This is a genomic window from Streptomyces sp. NPDC057617 (genome assembly GCF_042800555.1).
Classification (GTDB): Bacteria; Actinomycetota; Actinomycetes; order Streptomycetales; family Streptomycetaceae; genus Streptomyces.
This window is the reverse complement of the sequence record NZ_JBHVGV010000008.1, coordinates 36604-55679: the sequence shown is the minus strand read 5'-3', so window position 1 is coordinate 55679 and position 19076 is coordinate 36604. Positions and strand designations below refer to the sequence as shown.

The following is a 19076-nucleotide window of genomic DNA, read 5'->3' as shown; positions in this document are numbered from 1 at the left end:
GGCGCTGATCCGGGGCCCTGCCCGTGCGGACCGTCCCGACGGGTCCCGACGGGCAGGGCCGTTCGGCCCCTTCGGACCCCGGGGACAGGGCCGACCGGCCCCTGGCCTCCGGTGCACGGCACACGGAGGCTGGGGGTGGGACGGACCTGTAGGAGGGACCATGCACCGCACCCCGCGCATCGTGAGCGACGTGATGACGCGCACCGTGGTCGCGGTCGGCCCGCAGGCCGGGTTCAAGGAGATCGTCGAGGCCATGGAGCGGTGGAAGGTCAGTGCCGTGCCGGTGCTGACCGGCGACGGCCGGGTCGCCGGGGTGGTCTCCGAGGCCGATCTGCTGCCCAAGGAGGAGTTCCGGGACGCGGACCCGAGCCGGATGGAGCAGATGCGCCGCCTCGGCGATCTGCGCAAGGCCGGGGCGGCGACCGCCGACGAGCTGATGAGCGCCCCCGCGGTCACGGTCCGTGAGGACGCCACCCTCGGCCAGGCGGCCAGAACGATGGCCAGGGGCCGGCTGAAGCGGCTCCCCGTGGTCGACGCCTCGGGCATGCTCCGGGGCATCGTCAGCCGCTGCGACCTGCTGAAGGTGTTCCTCCGCTCGGACGAGGACCTCGCCGAGGAGATACGGACGGAGATCGTCGACCGCCTCTTCCTCATGTCCCGCGACACCGTGAGCGTCTCGGTCGAGAACGGGATGGTCACGCTCGGCGGCCGGATCCGGGACACCGCGCTCGTACCGCTGGCGGCCCGGCTCGTACGGGCGGTCGAAGGGGTCGTGGATGTGGAGTGGGCCCTGCCGGGGCCCGGAGTCCGGCGAATCGAACCCCCTGTGCCCCCAGTGGCCTGAGGCGGGGCCCGTTCGGCCCTGGTACGCCCGTGAGCTCCGGAGTCAGGATGAAGGAGTGGCGGGCCGGAGGGCTGTCCGGGCCGGACGGCGTAGGCCACGACGCGGAGGAGAGACATGGACGAGGCATACGGCTTCTCGCCACAGAGGCCGATCCGGGTGTTCCTGCTCGACGACCACGAGGTCGTACGGCGCGGGGTGCAGGATCTGCTCGACGCCGAGCCGGACATCCAGGTGGTCGGCGACGCCGGGTCGATCGGCCATGCCCTGGCCCGGGGCCCGGCCCTGCGCCCGGACGTCGCGATCCTGGACGTACGGCTGCCGGACGGCGACGGGATCTCGGTCTGCCGGGAGCTGCGCTCGCGGATGCCGGGGCTCGCCTGTCTGATGCTCACCTCGTTCGACGACGACGACGCGCTGCTGGACGCGATCATGGCCGGGGCGGCCGGATACGTACTGAAGGAGATCAAGGGAGCGGATCTGGTGGCGGCCGTACGTACGGTCGCGTCGGGCCGGTCCATGCTCGATCCGGCGACGACGACCCGGCTGATGAGCAGCCTGCGCGGCGGCAGTACCGAGGAGGAGCCGGAGGCCGACGCGCTGGCCGAACTCTCGCCGCGCGAGCGGGAGATCCTCGCCCTGATCGGGGAGGGGCTGACCAACCGGGAGATCGGCAAGCGGCTCTATCTGTCCGAGAAGACGGTCAAGAACCACATCTCGCGGCTGCTGGCCAAGCTGGGTGTGGAGCGGCGCATCCAGGCCGCCGTCCTCGCCACCCAGGCCGGTCCGCACCACGACGGGACGGGCTACGGATCCCGCTGAGGCATACGGTGCTTCCCGTGAGTCCGCGGGTCACCGCGGGCTGATCGGTACGGTCCATACGAAGCGGGTCCCCCCGTGCGCCGAAGCCTCGACCGTCATCGTGCCGCCGAGGCTCTCCGCCCGCCCTGCCAGATTGTCCAGCCCGCTCCTGGGCCGGTCAGGCGCCATTCCGGTCCCGTTGTCCACGACCGTGAGCGTCAGCTCGGCCTTCCGTACGACGAGCGACACATCCGCACCCGTGGCACGGGCGTGCCGGGCGACATTGCTCAGCGCCTCCTCCAGGACCGCCACGACATGCTCGGCGACATCCGGCGGGACGTCGGTGTCGATGAGCCCCTCCATCCGCAGGGACGGGGTGAAGCCGAGGGCGCGTACGGCACGCTCCACCACCACGGTGACCCGGACCCGCAGCCCCTGGCGGGCGCGCCCGGTGTCATGGGCGCGCAGCCCGAAGATGGTCGAGCGGATGATCTTGATGGTCTCGTCGAGATCGTCCACGGCGCGAAGCAGCCGGTCGCGCCCGGCCGGGTCCTCGACGAACCGTACGGTGCTCTGGAGGGTCATCCCGGTGGCGAAGAGCCGCTGGATGGCCAGGTCGTGCAGATCACGGGCGATCCGGTCGCGGTCCTCCAGGAGCGTGAGCTGCTCGGCGGACCGCCGCCGCCCGGCCAGCTCCATCGCGATCGCCGCCTGTCCCGCGAAGGCCAGCATCGGAGACGTCTCGGCCTGGGTGAACGGGGTCCTCCCCTGCCTCCTGGCCAGCAGCAGCACTCCGCGCACGCCGTCTTCGGCGAGCATGGGCACCGCCACGGCCGGTCCCAGACCGCGCCACCGGGGCGGACCCACGGTGATCCGCGGATCGGTCTGGACATCGACGGTGAGCAGCGGCTCCCGCGCGTGCAGTGCCGCGCCGACGAACGAACCCTCACGGGGGAGCACCAGCCCGTGGTGGACCTCCGCGTCGACCCCGCTGGCGAGCGCCACCCGCAGGACCTCCCCGCCCTCGCCGGGCAGCGCCAGCGCCCCCAGGTCGGCGGAGAGGATCCGGCGGGCGTGGTCGACGATCAGCGGAAGCACCTGTCTCTCGTCCGCCCCGGACAGCAGGCTGGCGACGATCTCCGCGTTGGCCTCCAGCCAGCGCTGCCGGTTGCGGGCACTCTCGTACAGCCGCGCGTTCTCGATGGCGACCCCGGCCGCGACGGCGAGCGTGGACAGGACGGTCTCGTCCTCGTCGTCGAAGTCCTTGCCGCCGCGCTTCTCGGTCAGGTAGAGGTTGCCGAACACCTCGTCGCGCACCCGGATCGGCACTCCGAGGAAGGAGTGCATCGGCGGGTGTCCGGGCGGCAGACCGTACGAGGCCGGGTGGTCGGACAGTTCGGAGAGCCGCAGGGACTCGGGGCGGCGGATGAGTTCGCCGAGGATTCCATGGCCCTCGGGAAGATGGCCGATGGCCGCGATCCGCTCCTCGGAGATGCCGACCGGCAGGAACTGGGCGAGCCGGGACCCCTCCCCGATCACACCGAGGGCGCCGTACTCGGCGTCCACGAGCGTCACCGCCGCCTGCACGATGTGCCGCAGCACCTGGGGCAGATCCAGCTCCCGCCCGACCGTGAGCACGGCTTCGAGCAGGCTGTGCACGGATTCGGGAGCCCCGTGCTGGACCGCGTCCAGATGGGCCTGCAGCTCCTCCGGCAGGACGTCCAGCCGCCTCGGGGTGCCGTCCGCCGCCCGCTTGTTCCCGTCGTCGCCCACGGTTCGTTCCTCCGTCAGGCTCACGCGTCGGCTCACAACCGGCGGTACTTCCACGGTAGCCGCTGACGGAATCCGGGCATCCCGAGCAGGCCCGTCGGCCCGTACGCCCGGAAGTCCAGCCGTACGGGCGGGGCAGGCGCCCGGGGCACGGGAGGCGTACGAGCCGGGCCTACGGGTCAGTCGTGCGGGACGACCGCCACCGGGCAGGGCGCGTGGTGCACCGCCGCCGACAGGACATGCCCGACCCGGGGGGCGAGCACAGGCCGGTTCTTCCGGCGCCCGACGACCAGCAGCCCGGCGCCCGCCGCGCCCCGTACGACCGCCGGTGCCGCACTCTCGACCCGCACCGTGTCCTCCACGCACACGTCCGGGTACTTCTCCTGCCAGGGCCGCAGTGCCCCGGCCAGATCCCGCCGCGCCTCCTCCGCGGCCCTCCCTGCCACCGTCCCCGGGAAGTACGGGTCGGCGCCGCCATGGGTGAAGGCGGGCGGCGGAAGGTTCCTGCCGTGGACGGCCCGCAGGGGGACCCCCCGCCGGGCGGCACTGTCGAACGCGAACTCCATCAGAGCGTCGCACGGACCGTGCAAACTCAGTCCCACCACCACATCACGCCCCTCGATCACGGACGCGGTGTCGTCCCGGTCGTCCCCAGCCCGTACGAGCACCGAAGGGCGGTCGGCGCGCGCCACCACGTGCAGACCGATATCGCCGAGGAAGTAGCTGGCCATGGGTGCCATGTCCCGCGAACCGAGGACCAGCACCTCCGACTCCCCGGCCGCCGTCAGCAGCGCGCTCACCGGGTCCTGGGCGACCAGGTCCTCGATGACGGGCAGGTCCGGGTGGTGCTCGGTGACGGTACGGAGGGCCTCGGCCATGATCCGCTCGGCCCAGTAGTTCTGATCGCTCTCCCGGGGTTCCGCCGCTGGGGACTCGTCCGGTCCGACGGACAGCAGCACCCACGCGTGCAGCAGGCGCAGCGTCGCGTGCCGCAGCTCGGCCTCCCTCGCTGCCCAGCGGGCGGCGGAGAGGGATTCGGGGCTGCCGTCCAGCCCGACGGTGACGACCGGTGCCATATGTCCTCACTCCCTCCTTGGCTTCCCGCACCTCCGGTGCCGTACCTCCAGCGTCCACGCCCGCGCCGCCGCGCGATATGAGCCACTCGGCCCCTTCGCGGTCCGCGCCGCGACAGCGCGCCCGAAAACCAGGACGCTGGAAGAGGCGGCACGGACAGAAGGAGGCGAGACGGCGATGGAGGCGATGGGGCTTCCCGTGGTCGCGGGAGTCGACGGATCCGAGAGCAGCGGCCAGGCGGTCGACTGGGCGGCGGACGAGGCCGAGCGCTCCGGCCTGCCCCTGCGGCTGGTGCACGCCTCCCTCTGGGAGCACTACGAAGGGGTACGATGGGAGCCCGGCACCGACCGCCCCTTCGAACAGGTCCGGGCCGAGGACCTCCTCGCCGCCGCCGAGGAGCGCGCGCACCGGCTCGCCCCCGATGTGAAGGTCTCCACCGCCGTACAGCCCGAGGACCCGGTGACCGCGCTCCTGCGGGAGGCGCTGGACGCGGCCTTTCTGGTGCTGGGGTCGCGCGGGCACGGCCCGGTCGCCGGCCTGCTCCTGGGCTCCGTGAGCCAGGCCGTCGCGGCGCGGGCCCCCTGTCCGGTGGTCGTGGCCCGCGGTGAGGAGCCGAACCGGCGGTCGGCCCTCCGGCGGGTGGCCGTCGGCGCCGGGGACGGCCCCGGGAGCGCCGCCGCCGTACGGTTCGCCTTCCGCGAGGCGCGGTGGCGCGGCTGTGAACTGCTGGCCGTACGGGCCTGGCACCGCCCTGCACACGAGACGCTGCCGCACCCGTTGACCGCCGCGGACCGGGCCAGGGCACTCCATCGGGAGGCGGGCGAGTGTGCCGACCGGGTCATGGGGCTGGTCAGCGGCGAGTACCCGGATGTCGCCGCCCGGCGCAAGCTCGTACAGGGTCCCGTGCATCAGGCCCTGCTGGACGAGTCGGCGAGCGCGGATCTGCTGGTGGTGGGAGCGGAGCGGCGGCATCCGGTCGTCGGTCTGCCGCTCGGCCGGGTCCACCACGCCGTACTGCACCACGCCGCCTGCCCGGTCGCGATCGTCCCGGTCAGGGGCTGAGCGGGGACTGACCGGAACCGACCGACCGGGACCGGCACCGACCGGGACCAGCGCACCCCGGGACCGACCGCCCCCCGGACCGACGCCGCGCCCGCCGCCCCGACCGACCCTCCTCACCGCCCGGGGCCGACCGGTCCTGAGGCCCTGGGCCGACCGGTCCCCCCGTACCGGGACCGGCCGGCCCCGCCCCCGCTCCCCTGCCCCGCCACTGCTGAGGCAGGCCGTGTCTGACAAATAGCGTCGTCCGCCCGCCGGGCGGGGCGCGCGGCGGCTGGTGCGTGCGATCGCAAGGCGGAGGATCAGCCTCGTACTGGGGTACTCGGCTGACTCCGACAACGCAGCGAGCGTGCGTGCCAGGCGTCGCGCGCCAGACGGGATTTGTCAGACACGGCCTGGTCCCGAGTGGCGCCCGGCCGGGTACGCATCGGCCCGGCGCAAAGGGCCGGTCGGCACTCTCCGTACCGCACCGCCGGCGCTTTACATGAGACGCAACGGAAGAAACCGCACAGGAAGGAGTGAGTGATCGCTGTGTCGGACGAGTGGCGCGACCGCCCGCGCGAGCGGGTCGTGGGCCGGACCACCCTGGTGGAGCTGCACGGGGAGATCGATGTGCTGACCGCGCCCGCCATCTCCGAGTATCTCGACTCGCTGACGGACATCCCCAAGCCCGACCTGCTGATCGACCTCCAGCATGTGAGCTTCCTCGACTGCCGAGGGCTCTCCGTCCTGTGCAGGGCACGCCGCCGGATCAGGGCTCGCGGCGGCAGACTGGCGCTGATCATCCGCAATCCGCCGATTCACCGGATGCTGCGGATCACCGGGCTGCTGGACGCCTTCGACGTACTCGACGCCTGCCCGAGCCCGGTCCAGGAATACGCGGACCGCCGCGTGCCGCGCCAGGGGTGACGGCCGTGCCCTCCCGGTCAGCGGACGCGGGGCTTCGGGGGCGGGCCGCCGGAGGCCAGCGGGGAGCGGGCCAGTTCCAGACAGCCCGCCGCGATCAGACCGATGGCCACGAGTTCGGGCAGCAGCCACCATCCGGTGCGTACCGTCTCGCCGTACAGGACCACCCCGTAGGTGATGCTGATCAGCGCGTCGCCGAGGGTGAGCATCGGCTGGGAGAAGGCGAGCATCCCCGCCTGAAGGGCGTTCTGCAGCAGGAACAGCGCGCCCACCCCGGCCACCGCCGTGCCGTAGACCTGCCAGGAGGTCAGCAGCGCCACCACCCCGCCATGGGTGAGGACGGCCATGGCGTCCTTCATCAGGGCGGCGGTCAGCGCGTATCCACAGGCGGCGGCGAGACCGAGCAGGGCGGCGCGCGGATTGCCGCGCAGCCGCAGGGCCCAGGTGATCACTACGGCCTCGAAGATCCCGGTCGCGACGAGCGCCGGGATCCAGGCGTAACCGCTCACCGAATCGGTCCCGCCGGACGGCGCCGCCGTCGCCATCCCGAGGGCGAGTCCGCCGGTCACCGCCGCCACGCCGTACCAGATCCTGCGCGGCAGCCGGATCCTGAAGGAATACCCGGCGATCAGCAGGGTCGCGGGCAGCTCGATGACAAAGATCGGCTGCACCACGGCGATCGGCCCGGTCGCGAGCGCCACCGCCTGGCAGACCGCGGCCACGATCACGAGGCCGATGCCCATCAGCCACACCCGCTGCCGCAGCAGATGCCCGATCAGCGAGAGCCGCATGGCGACGGCATCGGGCACAGTGGAAGCGGCCCGCCGCTGGAGCACCGAGGCCGAGCCGTTGCTGATCGCGGTGAGCACGGCGAACACAACACTGATCACCACCCCATCATGCGCACGCCCCCACCCGGGAACCGTCCTCATCCCGCCCCGCCCTCCCCCACCGGGGGCCGAACGGGGTACGGGGGATGCCTGCCCGGCGTCGATAGAGTGCGCGGGCGGGGGCGGCACCGGGGAAGACGACGAGGACGACGGGGAGAAGGCGCGAGGGTTGTGGGGCGTAGGCAGCGGAGGGTGCCGGAGTCGCCGTTGGGGCAGCGGGACGGGGTGGATCCGGTGCGGGTGCGGCTGCCGGCGGATCCCGGTGGGGAGTGGGCGACCGTACGGGACCATCTCGTCGCGCGGTTCGGCGGAGCCATCGGGGTGGAGCGGGTCGACGCGATACTGCGGGCGGGCCGGTTCGTCGGGGTGGACGGTCCGGTGGCGGGGGCCGAACCGTACACGGCGGGGCGGTATCTGTGGTTCCACCGGGAGTTCGCGCCGGAGGAGCGGGTGCCGTCCGAGATCGGGATCGTGCACCGGGACGAGCGGATCGTCGTCGTGGACAAGCCGCATTTCCTCGCCACCACACCGCGCGGAAGCCATGTCACCGACACCGCGCTGGCGAGGCTGCGGCGGGAGCTGGGGCTGCCCGGGCTCCAGCCCGCGCACCGGCTCGACCGGCTGACGGCGGGGCTGGCGCTCTTTGTCGTACGGGCGGAGGACCGGGGCGCGTACCAGACGCTGTTCCGGGACCGGCTGGTACGGAAGGAGTACGAGTCGGTGGCGCCTTACGACCCGGCGGTGGCGCTGCCCGTCACGGTGCGCAGCCGGATCGAGAAGGAGCGCGGGGTGCTGACCGCGCGGGAGGTGCCGGGCGAGCCGAACAGCGAGAGCCGGATCGAACTGCTGGAGCACCACGGCGGGTTCGGCCGGTACCGGCTGTCCCCGGCGACCGGCCGCACCCATCAGTTGCGGGTCCATATGAACGCGCTGGGGCTGCCGCTGCTGAACGACCCGCTCTATCCGGTGGTACGGGACGAGGGGCCGGACGACTATGCCCGGCCCCTCCAACTGCTGGCGAAAACACTGGAGTTCACCGATCCGGTGACGGGCGAGCCGTACCGCTTCGAAAGCCGGCTGCGGCTTCTGCCGCTGACCGGGTTCACCCGGCTCGCCCGATAGCCCGCTCGCCCGCTCAGTGGCCGCGCCGGATCCATTCCTCCACGTGCGGTGCCTCGGCGCCGATGGTGGTGGTGTCGCCGTGACCGGTCCGTACGACCGTCTCCGGCGGCAGGATCAGCAGCCGGCCGCGGATCGAGTCGATGATGGTCGGGAAGTCCGAGAACGACCGGCCGGTGGCGCCCGGGCCGCCCTGGAACAGGGTGTCCCCGGTGAAGACCGTCGACAGTTCGGGGGCGTGGAGGCAGATCGCGCCCGGCGCGTGCCCGGGGGTGTGCAGCACGGTCAGGGTGATGCCGCCGACCGAAACGGTCCCGCAGTCGGTGAGTTCACCGTCCGGGACCTGCTCCGGGTGGGTCTGCTTCCAGAGCGGCAGATCGGCGTGGTGCAGCAGGACGGGCGCGCCGGTGGCGGCGGCGAGCGCCGGGGCCGCGCCGATGTGGTCGTTGTGCGCGTGGGTGCAGACGATCGCGCGCAGCGTACGGCCGCCCAGCGCCTCCTCGATGGCGGCGGCGTCGTGCGCGGCGTCGATGACGATCGCCTCGGAGTCGTCGCCGACGATCCAGACGTTGTTGTCGACGTCCCAGGTGCCGCCGTCGAGCGAGAAGGTGCCCGAGGTGATGAGCCGGTCGATACGGACGGTCACTGGAACACCACCACCGAGCGCAGCACATCGCCCTCGTGCATGCGGGCGAACGCCTTCTCCACATCGCCGAGTCCGATGGTCTCGGTGACAAAGGCGGCGAGGTCGATACGGCCCTGCTGGTGCAGGTCGATCAGCATCGGGAAGTCGCGGGAGGGCAGACAGTCGCCGTACCAGGAGGACTTGAGGGAGCCGCCGCGTCCGAAGACGTCCAGCAGCGGGAGTTCGAGCTTCATCTCCGGCGTGGGGACGCCGACGAGGACGATGGTGCCGGCCAGGTCACGTGCGTAGAAGGCCTGTTCGTAGGTCTCGGGACGGCCGACGGCCTCGATGACGACATCCGCGCCGAACCCGCCGGTCAGTTCGCGGATCGCCTCGACGGGGTCGGTGGAGCGGGAGTTGACGGTGTGGGTGGCGCCCATCGACTTCGCCGTCTCCAGCTTGCGGTCGTCGATGTCGACGGCGATGATCCGGGCCGCGCCCGCGAGGCGCGCGCCGACGATCGCCGCGTCGCCCACACCGCCGCAGCCGATGACGGCGACGGAGTCGCCGCGGGTCACCCCGCCGGTGTTGATGGCGGCGCCGATGCCGGCCATCACACCGCAGCCGAGCAGGCCCGCGACGGCCGGGGAGACGGCCGGGTCGACCTTGGTGCACTGGCCCGCGGCGACCAGGGTCTTCTCGGCGAAGGCGCCGATGCCGAGGGCCGGGGACAGTTCCGTACCGTCCGTCAGGGTCATCTTCTGCCGGGCGTTGTGGGTGTTGAAGCAGTACTGCGGCCGGCCGCGCAGACAGGCACGACAGGCGCCGCACACCGCACGCCAGTTGAGGACGACGAAGTCACCGGGCGCGACCTCCGTGACGCCCTCGCCGACCGACTCCACCACGCCTGCGGCCTCATGGCCGAGGAGGAAGGGGAAGTCGTCGTTGATCCCGCCCTGCTTGTAGTGCAGATCGGTGTGGCACACGCCGCACGCCTGCACCGCCACCACGGCCTCGCCGGGGCCGGGGTCGGGTACGACGATCGTCTCGACCCGTACCGGCTCGTTCTTGCCGGGGGCGATGACCCCTTGCACCTGCTGCGCCATGCCAGGACCTGCCTTTCCTCACCTCTGGGACGGAATCCTTCGCCACCACTATCCCGTGCTCGGGCGGCTACCGCTGGACACCGGCGCCGGTTCGACGGGACGTCAGGACATCCGGTCGCGGGCCGGCGTCCGGGGCCGGCGCATCGGGTCAGGGAGCCAGGACGTCCAGTTCCTGGAGTGCGCCGACGGCGATCTCGCGGGTGAGTTCCTCCGCGCGGGCCGCGTCGCCCTCGCGTACCGCCTCGGCGACCCCCACATGCAGGGTGACGGCCGCGGGGTCCGGGTCGTCGAACATCACCTGGTGGCGGGTGCGGCCGGTGAGGATCTCGGCGACCACATCGCCGAGCCGGGCGAACATCTCGTTGCCCGACGCGTTCAGCACCACCCGGTGGAAGGCGATGTCGTGGACGAGGTACTCCTCCAGCCTGCGCCCCCGCGAGGTGGCGACCATGCCGAGCGCCTGCTCGGTGAGGGCGGCGCACTGCTCGGGCGTGGCGTTGCGGGCGGCGAGCCCGGCCGCGACCGGTTCGACCGCGGAGCGCAGCACGGTCAGCGAGCGGAGCTGGCGGGGCCGGTCGGTGCCGGCGAGGCGCCAGCGGATGACCCGCGGATCGTAGACGTTCCACTCCTCGGCGGGGAGTACGGTCACGCCGACCCGGCGCCGGGACTCGACGAGGTGCATCGATTCGAGGACACGGACCACTTCACGGACGACGGTCCGCGAGACATCGAAGCGCTGGGCGACCTCGTCGGTACGGACCACGCTTCCGGCGGGGTACTCGCCGGCGGTGATGGCGAGGCCGAGAGCGTCCAGCACACGGGTATGCAGGCCCCGGCCTTCTGTGGTCATGGGCCAAGCCTACGGGTCACGGCCCGACCGTAAAAAGTACGACGTTTACATCACAGCCTCTTGAATACGTCGTACCTAATGCGTTTCATTGGCGCGAAGCCCGGTCGAGGACGACCGGGCTCTGAAGACGCTGAAGACAGCGAGGTTCGCGATGAGCACCCCCCACGTCGTCGTGGTGATGGGCGTGGCAGGGACCGGCAAGACCACCGTCGGGCCCCTGCTCGCCGCCGCACTGGGCGTCCCGTACGCCGAGGGCGACGACTTCCACCCGCCCGCGAACATCGCCAAGATGTCCGCGGGCGTCCCGCTGGAGGACGCGGACCGGTGGCCCTGGCTCGACGCGATCGGACGCTGGGCGCACGGCCGGGCCGGGCTCGGCGGTGTGGTGAGCAGCTCCGCGCTCAAGCGCTCCTACCGCGACCGGCTGCGGGCCGCCGCGCCCGGTGCGGTCTTTCTGCATCTCACCGGGGACCGGGCCCTCATCGGGCGGCGGATGGCCGAGCGCAAGGGGCACTTCATGCCTCCCGCCCTCCTGGACTCGCAGTTCGCGGCCCTGGAGAACCTGGAGCCCGACGAGACGGGCGTCAGCGTCGATGTGTCAGGTACCCCCCAAGAAATCACCGCACGGGCCGTCGCCGCGCTGCGCCGGCTCACGGACTGAATCCCCGGCCGGATCCAGGACACGAGCCGACCGAAGAGCCACACCCAAGAGCCACACCCAAGGGCCGCATCCGAGAACCGACAACCGAGAACCGCATCCACGAATCGAAGGAATCCCCCCGTGACCAGTCTCAGCGTCGAGACGCTGGCAGCGGACACCGTCGAGCCGATCACCTCGGCGGGCAACGCCCAGCTCGGCATAGCCGTGCTCGCCGGTATCGCCGTCATCGTCCTGCTCATCACCGTCGCCAAGCTCCATGCCTTTCTCGCCCTGACCATCGGCTCGCTGGCGCTCGGCGCCTTCGCGGGCGCCCCGCTGGACAAGGTCATCGCCAGCTTCACCACCGGTCTCGGCTCCACCGTCGCGGGCGTCGGAGTGCTGATCGCGCTCGGCGCCATCCTCGGCAAACTGCTCGCCGACTCCGGCGGCGCGGACCAGATCGTCGACACGATCCTCGCGAAGGCGGGCGGGCGCGCGATGCCCTGGGCGATGGTCCTCATCGCCTCGGTCATCGGGCTGCCGCTCTTCTTCGAGGTCGGCATCGTGCTGCTGATCCCGGTGGTGCTGCTGGTCGCCAAGCGCGGCAACTACTCGCTGATGCGGATCGGCATCCCGGCGCTGGCCGGGCTCTCCGTGATGCACGGTCTGATCCCGCCGCACCCCGGGCCGCTGGTCGCGATCGACGCGATCGGCGCCAATCTGGGGGTCACCCTGGCGCTGGGCGTGGTCGTGGCCATTCCGACGGTGATCATCGCGGGGCCGCTGTTCTCCCGGTACGCGGCGCGCTGGGTGGACATCCCGGCCCCCGACCGGATGGTGCCGCAGCGCACCTCCGAGAAGCTGGAGCGGCGGCCGAGCTTCGCCGCGACCGTCGCCACGGTGCTGCTGCCGGTGGTGCTGATGCTGGGCAAGGCGCTGGTGGACATCGTCGTGGACGACCCGGAGAACACCGTCCAGCGGGTCGCGGACGTCGTCGGTTCACCGCTGATCGCACTGCTCGCCGCCGTACTGGTCGGGCTCTTCACGCTGGGGCGCGCGGCCGGGTTCACCAAGGACCGGCTCGCCTCGACCGTCGAGAAGTCGCTCGCCCCGATCGCGGGTGTGCTGATGATCGTCGGCGCGGGCGGCGGCTTCAAGCAGACCCTGATCGACTCCGGGGTGGGCCAAATGGTCCTGGACATCTCCAAGGACTGGTCGATCCCGGCGCTGCTGCTGGCCTGGCTGATCGCGGTGGCGATCCGGCTGGCGACCGGCTCGGCGACCGTGGCGACGATCTCGGCGGCCGGCCTCGTAACGCCGCTGGCCGCGGACATGTCCAGCACCCATGCCGCGCTGCTGGTGCTGGCGATCGGGGCGGGCTCGCTCTTCTTCAGCCATGTCAACGACGCGGGGTTCTGGCTGGTGAAGGAGTACTTCGGGATGAACGTCGGTCAGACGATCAAGACCTGGTCGGTGATGGAGACCCTGATCTCGGTGGTCGGTCTGGGCTGTGTGCTGCTGCTGTCGCTGGTGTTGTAGCGACGCCGACCGCTCGTACGAGCCGGCTGTCCGTACGAGAAGCGCGGGCGGGGCGGGGCACTCCGAGGTCAGTCACCTTTCCAGTGACGGTGCTCCCGCTCCGCCCACGCCCGGTCCACCGACCCCGTGCGCATCCCGCGCCGGGCCTCGGGATCCCCGTACGCCATACCGATGTGCCCGGCGAGGACGATGCCGATGGCCAGGGCCAGCCAGTCGTGGATGAAGGTGGCGCTCGTACGCCACATGACCGGCGCGAGCCCGGTGAACCACATCAGCAGCCCGGTCCCGAGCATCACCAGCACCGCCCCCGCGATCCAGGCCGCGTAGAGCTTCTGTCCGGCGTTGAACTTCCCGGACGGCCGGGACGCGGGGCGCAGATCGCGCCGCAGTGCGGCTCGCAGCCACTCCTTGTCGTACGGCAGGAAGCGGTTCAGCCGGCCCAGGTCGGCCCGGAACGCCCGGGAGACGAGGCCGACGAGCACGGGCACCGGCAGCAGCAGCCCCGACCACTCGTGGACGGTGACCACGAGCAGGCGCCGGCCGACGAGTTCGGCGAGCTGCGGTACGTACAGACAGGCCGCGCTCGCCACGCACACCAGCATCAGGGCTCCGGTCGTACGGTGCACCCAGCGCTGGGCCGGGCCGAAACGCCGTATCCGCGCGGCGGCACCGCCCGGGTCAGACGGTGGGGGTGTCGTCGCGGCCGTTGGACCTGCCGACCCAGGCGTCGACGTCATAGCCGCGCTCCTCCCAGTAGCCGGGCCGTACGCCGGAGGTGACGGAGATCCCGGAGAGCCATTTCGCCGACTTGTAGAAGTACATCGGCGCCACATAGAGCCTGACCGGGCCGCCGTGCGCGTGCCCGATCTCCTTGTCCTGCATCTTCAGCGCCACGAGGACATCGGCGCGGCGGGCCTGCTGGAGGGTCAGGCTCTCGCTGTACGCGCCGTCGAAGCAGGTGAAGCGGACCGCCTTGCCCTCCGGGCGTACCCCGGCCGCGTCGAGGAGGTCCGAGAGCCGTACGCCCTCGAAGGGGGTGTGCGGCACGCGCCAGCCGGTCACGCACTGCACATCGCGCACGATCCGGGTCTGCGGCAGGTCCCGCAGCGCGTCGAGGGTGTACGTGGCGGGCCGGTCGACCAGTCCGCCGACCGTCAGCCGGTAGGTGTCCGGGCCCCTGCGGGGCACGGAGGCGGTGACGGAGTAGTAGCGGAAGCCGCCGCCGTTGGGCAGCAGCCCGGTCAGACCGGTCGGGTCCTTGTCGGCCGCCGAGCCGAGGAAGGCCTCGAAGCCGCGCTGGAGCTGGGGCGCCGCGACAAGCCCCGCCGCGCCCAGGCCGAGCATGGAGAGCACCACGCGCCGGCCCACGGGCGCGCCCTCGGGCTCGCTCTGTTGAGGGTTCACCCATCGAGGAGAACACCAGCGGCGCCCGGAATCCAGGGGCGGCGGACATCCGTCAGACTTTCGTCAGAACCGCGAAGGGCCCCGGAGGGCTTTCGTACGACCAGCACGACCAGCACGGCCGGCATGACCGGCATGACCGGCACAAACCAGCACGGCCGGACCGCGGACCGGTGTCAGCCGACCGCCTTCGCCGCCGCGCGGCCCGCCGTACGCCCCGAGAAGATGCAGCCGCCGAGGAAGGTCCCTTCGAGCGAGCGGTAGCCATGGACACCGCCGCCGCCGAACCCGGCCGCCTCGCCCGCCGCGTACACCCCGGGCAGCGGCTCGCCCCCGGCGGTCAGGACGCGCGAGGAGAGGTCGGTCTCCAGGCCGCCGAGCGACTTGCGGGTCAGGATGTTCAGCCGTACGGCGATCAGCGGCCCGGCCGCCGGGTCGAGGATCCGGTGCGGCGGAACCGTACGGGTCAGCCGGTCGCCGAGATAGGTGCGGGCGCCCCGGATCGCGGTGATCTGGAGGTCCTTGGTGAAGGGGTGGGCGATCTCCCGGTCGCGCGCGGTGATTTCACCGCGCAGCCGGTCCTCGTCGATCAGCGGCTCCCCGATGAGCGTGTTCATCCCCCGTACCAGCGCGGCCAGATCGCGCTCGACGACGAAGTCCGCGCCCTTGTCCATGAACGCCTTCACCGGGCCGGGCACTTCGGCACGCACCCGCCCGAAGACCCCGCGCACCGACTTGCCGGTCAGGTCGGGGTTCTGCTCGGATCCCGAGAGCGCGAACTCCTTGCGGATGATGCGCTGGTTCAGGACGAACCAGGTGTGGTCGTGGCCGGAGCGCGTGATGTGCTCCAGCGTGCCGAGGGTGTCGAAGCCGGGGAAGAGCGGTACGGGCAGCCGCCGCCCGGTCGCGTCCAGCCAGAGCGAGGACGGTCCCGGCAGGATCCGGATGCCGTGCCGCGCCCAGATGGGATTCCAGTTCTCGATGCCCTCGGTGTAGTGCCACATCCGGTCGCGGTTGATGTGGTGCGCGCCGGCCGCCTCCGTGATGCCGAGCATCAGCCCGTCGACATGCGCGGGCACCCCGGAGAGCATCCTGCGGGGCGGGGTGCCGAGCCGCTCGGGCCACTGGGCGCGCACCAGGTCGTGGTTGCCGCCGATGCCGCCGGAGGTCACGATCACGGCCTGCGCCCGCAGTTCGAAGGCCCCGGTCGCCACGCGGCTGCTCGCGGTGCCGCGTTCGGCGTCGCTCGGCTCCAGGATCTCGCCGGTCACGGTGTCCACGGCACCCGCCGTGGCGGCCAGGCCCGTGACCCGGTGCCGGAACCGCAGGGTCACCAGGCCCTTGGCAACCCCCTCGCGCACCCGCCGCTCGAACGGCGCGACCACCGCGGGCCCGGTGCCCCAGGTGATGTGGAAGCGCGGTACGGAATTGCCGTGCCCGGTGGCGTCGTACCCGCCGCGCTCGGCCCAGCCGACGACCGGGAAGAACCGTACGCCCCGCCGGTACAGCCAGTCCCGCTTCTCGCCCGCCGCGAAGTCGACGTACGCCTCGGCCCAGGCGCGCGGCCAGCGGTCCTCGGGGCGGTCGAAGCCGGCGGTGCCGAGCCAGTCCTGGAGGGCCAGTTCACGGCTGTCCCTGATCCGGAGCCGGCGCTGCTCGGGCGAGTCCACGAGGAACAGCCCGCCGAAGGACCAGTGCGCCTGGCCGCCGAGCGACTGCTCGGGCTCCTGGTCGAGGACGATGACGGACCGGCCGGCGGCGGCGAGTTCGGCGGTGGCGACCAGGCCCGCGAGGCCCGCCCCGATCACGATCACATCAGCGTCGTAGGCCATGGTTTCCGTCCTTAGAGGGGCTTCGGAGCTTCAGGGTCGGGTGGGTGGTCCGATCCTCCGTACGCGCGAGTAACGCGTCAACCGGTCGGATGAGGTTGGATGGGGCCCATGAGCGCTGCTGACGAGATCCTGGACATCGTCGACGAGGACGACCGTGTGGTCGGGCGGGCGCCACGCGGCGAGATCTACGCGAAGGGCCTGCGCCACCGCTGTGTGTTCGTGTTCGTACGGGACGCGGACGACCGGGTGTTCGTCCACCGCAGGACCGCGGGGAAACTCGCCTTCCCTTCCCTGTACGACATGTTCGTGGGCGGTGTCGTCGGCGCGGGCGAGAGCTATGACGAGGCGGCGCTGCGGGAGGCCGAGGAGGAGCTGGGGGTGTCGGGGCTGGACCGTCCCGTACCGCTGTTCCCGTTCCGGTACGACGCCGAGGACGGGTCCATCCGGGAGAGCGCATACGTGTACACGGTCCGCTGCGAGCTGCCGGTGAACCCGCAGGCCGAGGAGGTCGCCTGGCACGCCTTCCTGCGGGAGGAGGAGCTGGAGCGGCGGATCGGGGAGTGGGCGTGGGTGCCGGACGGCCTCGCGGCGTACGAGCGGCTCCGGGCGTCCCGGTCGTCCCAGTTCTCACGCGCCTCCCGCGCCCCGCGCGCGTAGGGTGCGGCGGGTGAGCGACTTCGCGCGGACCCTGCGGCTGTGGTTCGCTCCCGGGCGTATCGGCGACGAGGGCGAGACCCCGGACTACCGGTTCTCGCTGGCCAATGAGCGCACCTTCCTGGCCTGGATAAGGACGGCGCTCGCGCTGGTGGGCGGCGGGTTCGCGGTCGACCAGTTCCTGCCGGAGCTGCGCTGGGGCGTACGGGTCGGGCTCGCGGTGGCTCTGCTGGCGGCCGGTGCGCTGTGCGCGCTGCGGGCGGTCAACCACTGGGTGCGCTGCGAGCGCGCGATGCGCCGCGGCGAGGACCTGCCGGTGTCCGGCTTTCCGACAGTGCTGGCCCTGGCGGTGGGGTTGGTCGCCGTGGTGATGGTGGTCGTCGTGGTGCTGGGCCGGGGCGGCTGATGGCCCCCCGGGACACGGACCAGGACCGGGACCGGGATCCGGGGCTCCAGCCGGAGCGCACCCGCCTGGCTTGGCGGCGTACGACTCTCGCCTGCACGGTCGTGGCGGTACTGGCGGTCCGCCAGGCGGTCCACGACAACTCGGCCTTCGCCCTGGCGGCCATCACACTGACCGTACTGGTCTGGCTGGCCTTCCTGACCGTGGCCCACCACCGGTCACTGGCCCTGACCACGGCCCGGCCCCCGGCACTCCCGGTCCGCGCGGCGACGGCCACGGCGGTCTGCACCGTACTGCTGGCGGTCTGCGCGGTCATGGTGATGCTCTGACGCCGACCGTACCGGCTTCGGAACCCCGCGTACGGTGGTCGCGTTCAGGATCGTGTCTCGCGCTGGAGGACTCCGTGACCGTCGCTCGTCTTGTGGCCACCGTCGCCGCACCGCTGGACCCGGCGTCCGCGGACGCTCCGCACGTGCTGCACTGGCCGGGACGCAGGTTTCTCGTGCAGCGCGGTGACGCCGAACTGGTGGTTCTCGACCTGGACAGGGAGGGAACGGAGGTCCGCTTCACCGCGCCGTGGCCCCGCCGGTACGGCTCGGTGACGGTCTCTCCCACGGGCGATGTCGCCGTGTTCGCCGGTGTACACGCGGTACGCGCCGTGGAGGCGACCGGAGCAACGCGGTGGGAGGTACGGCACGGCTGCTGGGGCGGCGCGTGCCCGCTGACACACACGTCGTTCGCGGAGTACGCCGACGACGACGAGGACCACCGGTATCCGGACAGCGGATCGGCCGCCGCCTCCGCCGACGGCAAGCTCGTCTGGGCCCACGTCCGCGGTCCCCTGAGCGGCGACAACGAGTCGGACGAGGACGACCAGGAGCTGTGGCTCGTCCTGGACGCCGACGACGGCAGAGTCCTGGGACGCGCCGAAACCGGGACCGTGGCCTCCGTCTCCTACCACACGCCGCACCCCGACCCGGCGCGGATGGGACTGAGCATCGGCGAGGGCGAGGAGGACTCGCCCGCCCTGTGGGGACGGTGGGACGGGCAGGGTCTGACCGCCGAGCGGATCGGTATCGAGCGGCTTCTGCTGGGGGTGAGCCCCTCCGGCGGGCGCCTCCTCACCGTTGACCTCGGGCAGTGGTCCCTCTGCCTGCACCAGGCGGAGGACCGCTCGGTCCTGCGGAAACTGGACGCCCAGGGCACTGTGCCGGCACACCCGGCAAGCACGGGCGAGGACCGCGTGTACTGGGACTACGAAGGCGCCTTCATCGACGATGACACCATCATCGCCGGCACCTCCGAGTGCGACGCCCGGTACGGCACAGCCCGCCACTGGCGCGTCGACACGCGGGGGATGACCCTGCGCGGCGAAGTCTCGTACCCCTTCCCGGTCTCCGGGCCGCCCCGCTCCGCGGGCGACGGCACCTGGTTCACGGTCTCGGAAGACCGTGGGGCCCTGCACCTGTGGCGGCCCGCCGACGAGGACTGACCGGACGCGAAGCGGCCCGCCGGCCGGAGCCGGCGGGCCGCGTTCACGCGTGGACGTCCACCACGTCCGTGATG

Annotated in this window: 20 protein-coding genes; 11 read left to right on the top strand and 9 right to left on the bottom strand. The window is 72.1% G+C overall.

Annotation, left to right across the window (positions count from 1 at the left end):
- The first annotated feature begins 160 nt into the window (after positions 1 to 160).
- Together ACFU9P_RS20595 and ACFU9P_RS20590 are read left to right on the top strand one after the other, a co-directional pair.
- A complete protein-coding gene (locus tag ACFU9P_RS20595; RefSeq protein WP_384082850.1) occupies positions 161 to 844 on the top strand; it encodes a CBS domain-containing protein in 684 nt (227 codons plus the stop codon).
- Positions 845 to 958: 114 nt separating this feature from the next.
- Entirely contained in the window at positions 959 to 1663 is a 705-nt protein-coding gene (locus ACFU9P_RS20590) for a response regulator (RefSeq protein ID WP_384082847.1), read from the top strand.
- Positions 1664 to 1693: 30 nt separating this feature from the next.
- Here the strand turns inward: ACFU9P_RS20590 and ACFU9P_RS20585 are convergent, their stop codons facing one another.
- On the bottom strand, positions 1694 to 3415 hold the full coding sequence (locus ACFU9P_RS20585) for a GAF domain-containing protein (RefSeq protein ID WP_384082843.1): 1722 nt from the start codon (positions 3413 to 3415) through the stop codon (positions 1694 to 1696).
- A 176-nt stretch (positions 3416 to 3591) separates the two neighbouring features.
- A complete protein-coding gene (locus tag ACFU9P_RS20580; RefSeq protein ID WP_384082840.1) occupies positions 3592 to 4488 on the bottom strand; it encodes a universal stress protein in 897 nt (298 codons plus the stop codon).
- Between the two features lie 184 nt (positions 4489 to 4672).
- On the opposite strand from ACFU9P_RS20580, the gene ACFU9P_RS20575 reads away from it, so the two are divergent.
- Together ACFU9P_RS20575 and ACFU9P_RS20570 are read left to right on the top strand one after the other, a co-directional pair.
- Positions 4673 to 5548, top strand: coding sequence for a universal stress protein (locus ACFU9P_RS20575; RefSeq protein ID WP_384083481.1), 876 nt, complete (start codon positions 4673 to 4675; stop codon positions 5546 to 5548).
- A gap of 519 nt (positions 5549 to 6067) precedes the next feature.
- A complete protein-coding gene (locus ACFU9P_RS20570) occupies positions 6068 to 6454 on the top strand; it encodes an STAS domain-containing protein (RefSeq protein ID WP_376382942.1) in 387 nt (128 codons plus the stop codon).
- 17 nt (positions 6455 to 6471) lie between these two features.
- On the opposite strand, the gene ACFU9P_RS20565 is transcribed toward ACFU9P_RS20570, so the two are convergent.
- Positions 6472 to 7341, bottom strand: a complete 870-nt coding sequence (locus ACFU9P_RS20565; protein WP_384082837.1) for a DMT family transporter — start codon at positions 7339 to 7341, stop codon at positions 6472 to 6474.
- A gap of 192 nt (positions 7342 to 7533) precedes the next feature.
- Here ACFU9P_RS20565 and ACFU9P_RS20560 point away from each other — a divergent pair, with 192 nt between their 5' ends.
- Positions 7534 to 8463, top strand: a complete 930-nt coding sequence (locus ACFU9P_RS20560; protein ID WP_376382946.1) for an RluA family pseudouridine synthase — start codon at positions 7534 to 7536, stop codon at positions 8461 to 8463.
- A gap of 13 nt (positions 8464 to 8476) precedes the next feature.
- On the opposite strand, the gene ACFU9P_RS20555 is transcribed toward ACFU9P_RS20560, so the two are convergent.
- The 3 genes from ACFU9P_RS20555 to ACFU9P_RS20545 all read right to left on the bottom strand — a co-directional run bounded on the left by ACFU9P_RS20555 (position 8477) and on the right by ACFU9P_RS20545 (position 11041).
- Positions 8477 to 9106, bottom strand: a complete 630-nt coding sequence (locus tag ACFU9P_RS20555; RefSeq protein WP_384082834.1) for an MBL fold metallo-hydrolase — start codon at positions 9104 to 9106, stop codon at positions 8477 to 8479.
- Positions 9103 to 10191: an S-(hydroxymethyl)mycothiol dehydrogenase gene (locus ACFU9P_RS20550; protein WP_384082831.1), complete on the bottom strand. Its 1089-nt coding sequence runs from the start codon at positions 10189 to 10191 to the stop codon at positions 9103 to 9105. The genes ACFU9P_RS20555 and ACFU9P_RS20550 overlap by 4 nt, the downstream gene beginning before the upstream one ends.
- A gap of 148 nt (positions 10192 to 10339) precedes the next feature.
- Positions 10340 to 11041: a FadR/GntR family transcriptional regulator gene (locus tag ACFU9P_RS20545; RefSeq protein WP_376382952.1), complete on the bottom strand. Its 702-nt coding sequence runs from the start codon at positions 11039 to 11041 to the stop codon at positions 10340 to 10342.
- Between the two features lie 151 nt (positions 11042 to 11192).
- Here ACFU9P_RS20545 and ACFU9P_RS20540 point away from each other — a divergent pair, with 151 nt between their 5' ends.
- Positions 11193 to 11702: a gluconokinase gene (locus ACFU9P_RS20540; protein ID WP_384082826.1), complete on the top strand. Its 510-nt coding sequence runs from the start codon at positions 11193 to 11195 to the stop codon at positions 11700 to 11702.
- Between the two features lie 120 nt (positions 11703 to 11822).
- Positions 11823 to 13220, top strand: coding sequence for a GntP family permease (locus ACFU9P_RS20535; RefSeq protein ID WP_384082823.1), 1398 nt, complete (start codon positions 11823 to 11825; stop codon positions 13218 to 13220).
- Positions 13221 to 13288: 68 nt separating this feature from the next.
- Here ACFU9P_RS20535 and ACFU9P_RS20530 read toward each other — a convergent pair whose 3' ends face one another.
- The 3 genes from ACFU9P_RS20530 to ACFU9P_RS20520 all read right to left on the bottom strand — a co-directional run bounded on the left by ACFU9P_RS20530 (position 13289) and on the right by ACFU9P_RS20520 (position 16453).
- Positions 13289 to 13957, bottom strand: coding sequence for a cytochrome b/b6 domain-containing protein (locus tag ACFU9P_RS20530; RefSeq protein WP_384082821.1), 669 nt, complete (start codon positions 13955 to 13957; stop codon positions 13289 to 13291).
- Complete coding sequence (locus ACFU9P_RS20525; protein ID WP_384083478.1) at positions 13899 to 14564, bottom strand: molybdopterin-dependent oxidoreductase; 666 nt, start codon at positions 14562 to 14564, stop codon at positions 13899 to 13901. Before ACFU9P_RS20525 ends, ACFU9P_RS20530 begins: the two co-directional genes overlap by 59 nt.
- A 233-nt stretch (positions 14565 to 14797) precedes the next feature.
- Positions 14798 to 16453, bottom strand: coding sequence for an FAD-binding dehydrogenase (locus ACFU9P_RS20520; RefSeq protein ID WP_384082818.1), 1656 nt, complete (start codon positions 16451 to 16453; stop codon positions 14798 to 14800).
- Positions 16454 to 16561: 108 nt separating this feature from the next.
- Here ACFU9P_RS20520 and ACFU9P_RS20515 point away from each other — a divergent pair, with 108 nt between their 5' ends.
- From ACFU9P_RS20515 to ACFU9P_RS20500, 4 genes are all read left to right on the top strand, one after another.
- Positions 16562 to 17110, top strand: a complete 549-nt coding sequence (locus ACFU9P_RS20515) for an NUDIX domain-containing protein (RefSeq protein WP_384082814.1) — start codon at positions 16562 to 16564, stop codon at positions 17108 to 17110.
- A gap of 10 nt (positions 17111 to 17120) precedes the next feature.
- The gene (locus ACFU9P_RS20510; RefSeq protein ID WP_376382965.1) at positions 17121 to 17513 is read left to right on the top strand and encodes a YidH family protein; all 393 of its coding nucleotides are present in this window, start codon (positions 17121 to 17123) and stop codon (positions 17511 to 17513) included.
- Positions 17513 to 17839 carry a DUF202 domain-containing protein gene (locus ACFU9P_RS20505; protein ID WP_384082810.1) on the top strand — a complete coding sequence of 109 codons (327 nt, stop codon included), beginning with the start codon at positions 17513 to 17515 and terminating at the stop codon, positions 17837 to 17839. Before ACFU9P_RS20510 ends, ACFU9P_RS20505 begins: the two co-directional genes overlap by 1 nt.
- 74 nt (positions 17840 to 17913) lie before the next feature.
- A complete protein-coding gene (locus ACFU9P_RS20500) occupies positions 17914 to 19002 on the top strand; it encodes a hypothetical protein (protein WP_376382969.1) in 1089 nt (362 codons plus the stop codon).
- Positions 19003 to 19076: the final 74 nt, after the last annotated feature.

Coding starts and splice junctions, on each gene's coding strand:
- ACFU9P_RS20595 (WP_384082850.1), top strand. CDS start 161: ATGCACCGCACCCCGCGCATCGTGAGCGACGTGATGACGCGCACCGTG.
- ACFU9P_RS20590 (WP_384082847.1), top strand. CDS start 959: ATGGACGAGGCATACGGCTTCTCGCCACAGAGGCCGATCCGGGTGTTC.
- ACFU9P_RS20580 (WP_384082840.1), bottom strand. CDS start 4,488: ATGGCACCGGTCGTCACCGTCGGGCTGGACGGCAGCCCCGAATCCCTC.
- ACFU9P_RS20575 (WP_384083481.1), top strand. CDS start 4,673: ATGGGGCTTCCCGTGGTCGCGGGAGTCGACGGATCCGAGAGCAGCGGC.
- ACFU9P_RS20550 (WP_384082831.1), bottom strand. CDS start 10,191: ATGGCGCAGCAGGTGCAAGGGGTCATCGCCCCCGGCAAGAACGAGCCG.
- ACFU9P_RS20545 (WP_376382952.1), bottom strand. CDS start 11,041: ATGACCACAGAAGGCCGGGGCCTGCATACCCGTGTGCTGGACGCTCTC.
- ACFU9P_RS20540 (WP_384082826.1), top strand. CDS start 11,193: ATGAGCACCCCCCACGTCGTCGTGGTGATGGGCGTGGCAGGGACCGGC.
- ACFU9P_RS20530 (WP_384082821.1), bottom strand. CDS start 13,957: ATGACGTCGACGCCTGGGTCGGCAGGTCCAACGGCCGCGACGACACCC.
- ACFU9P_RS20525 (WP_384083478.1), bottom strand. CDS start 14,564: ATGCTCGGCCTGGGCGCGGCGGGGCTTGTCGCGGCGCCCCAGCTCCAG.
- ACFU9P_RS20520 (WP_384082818.1), bottom strand. CDS start 16,453: ATGGCCTACGACGCTGATGTGATCGTGATCGGGGCGGGCCTCGCGGGC.
- ACFU9P_RS20515 (WP_384082814.1), top strand. CDS start 16,562: ATGAGCGCTGCTGACGAGATCCTGGACATCGTCGACGAGGACGACCGT.
- ACFU9P_RS20505 (WP_384082810.1), top strand. CDS start 17,513: ATGGCCCCCCGGGACACGGACCAGGACCGGGACCGGGATCCGGGGCTC.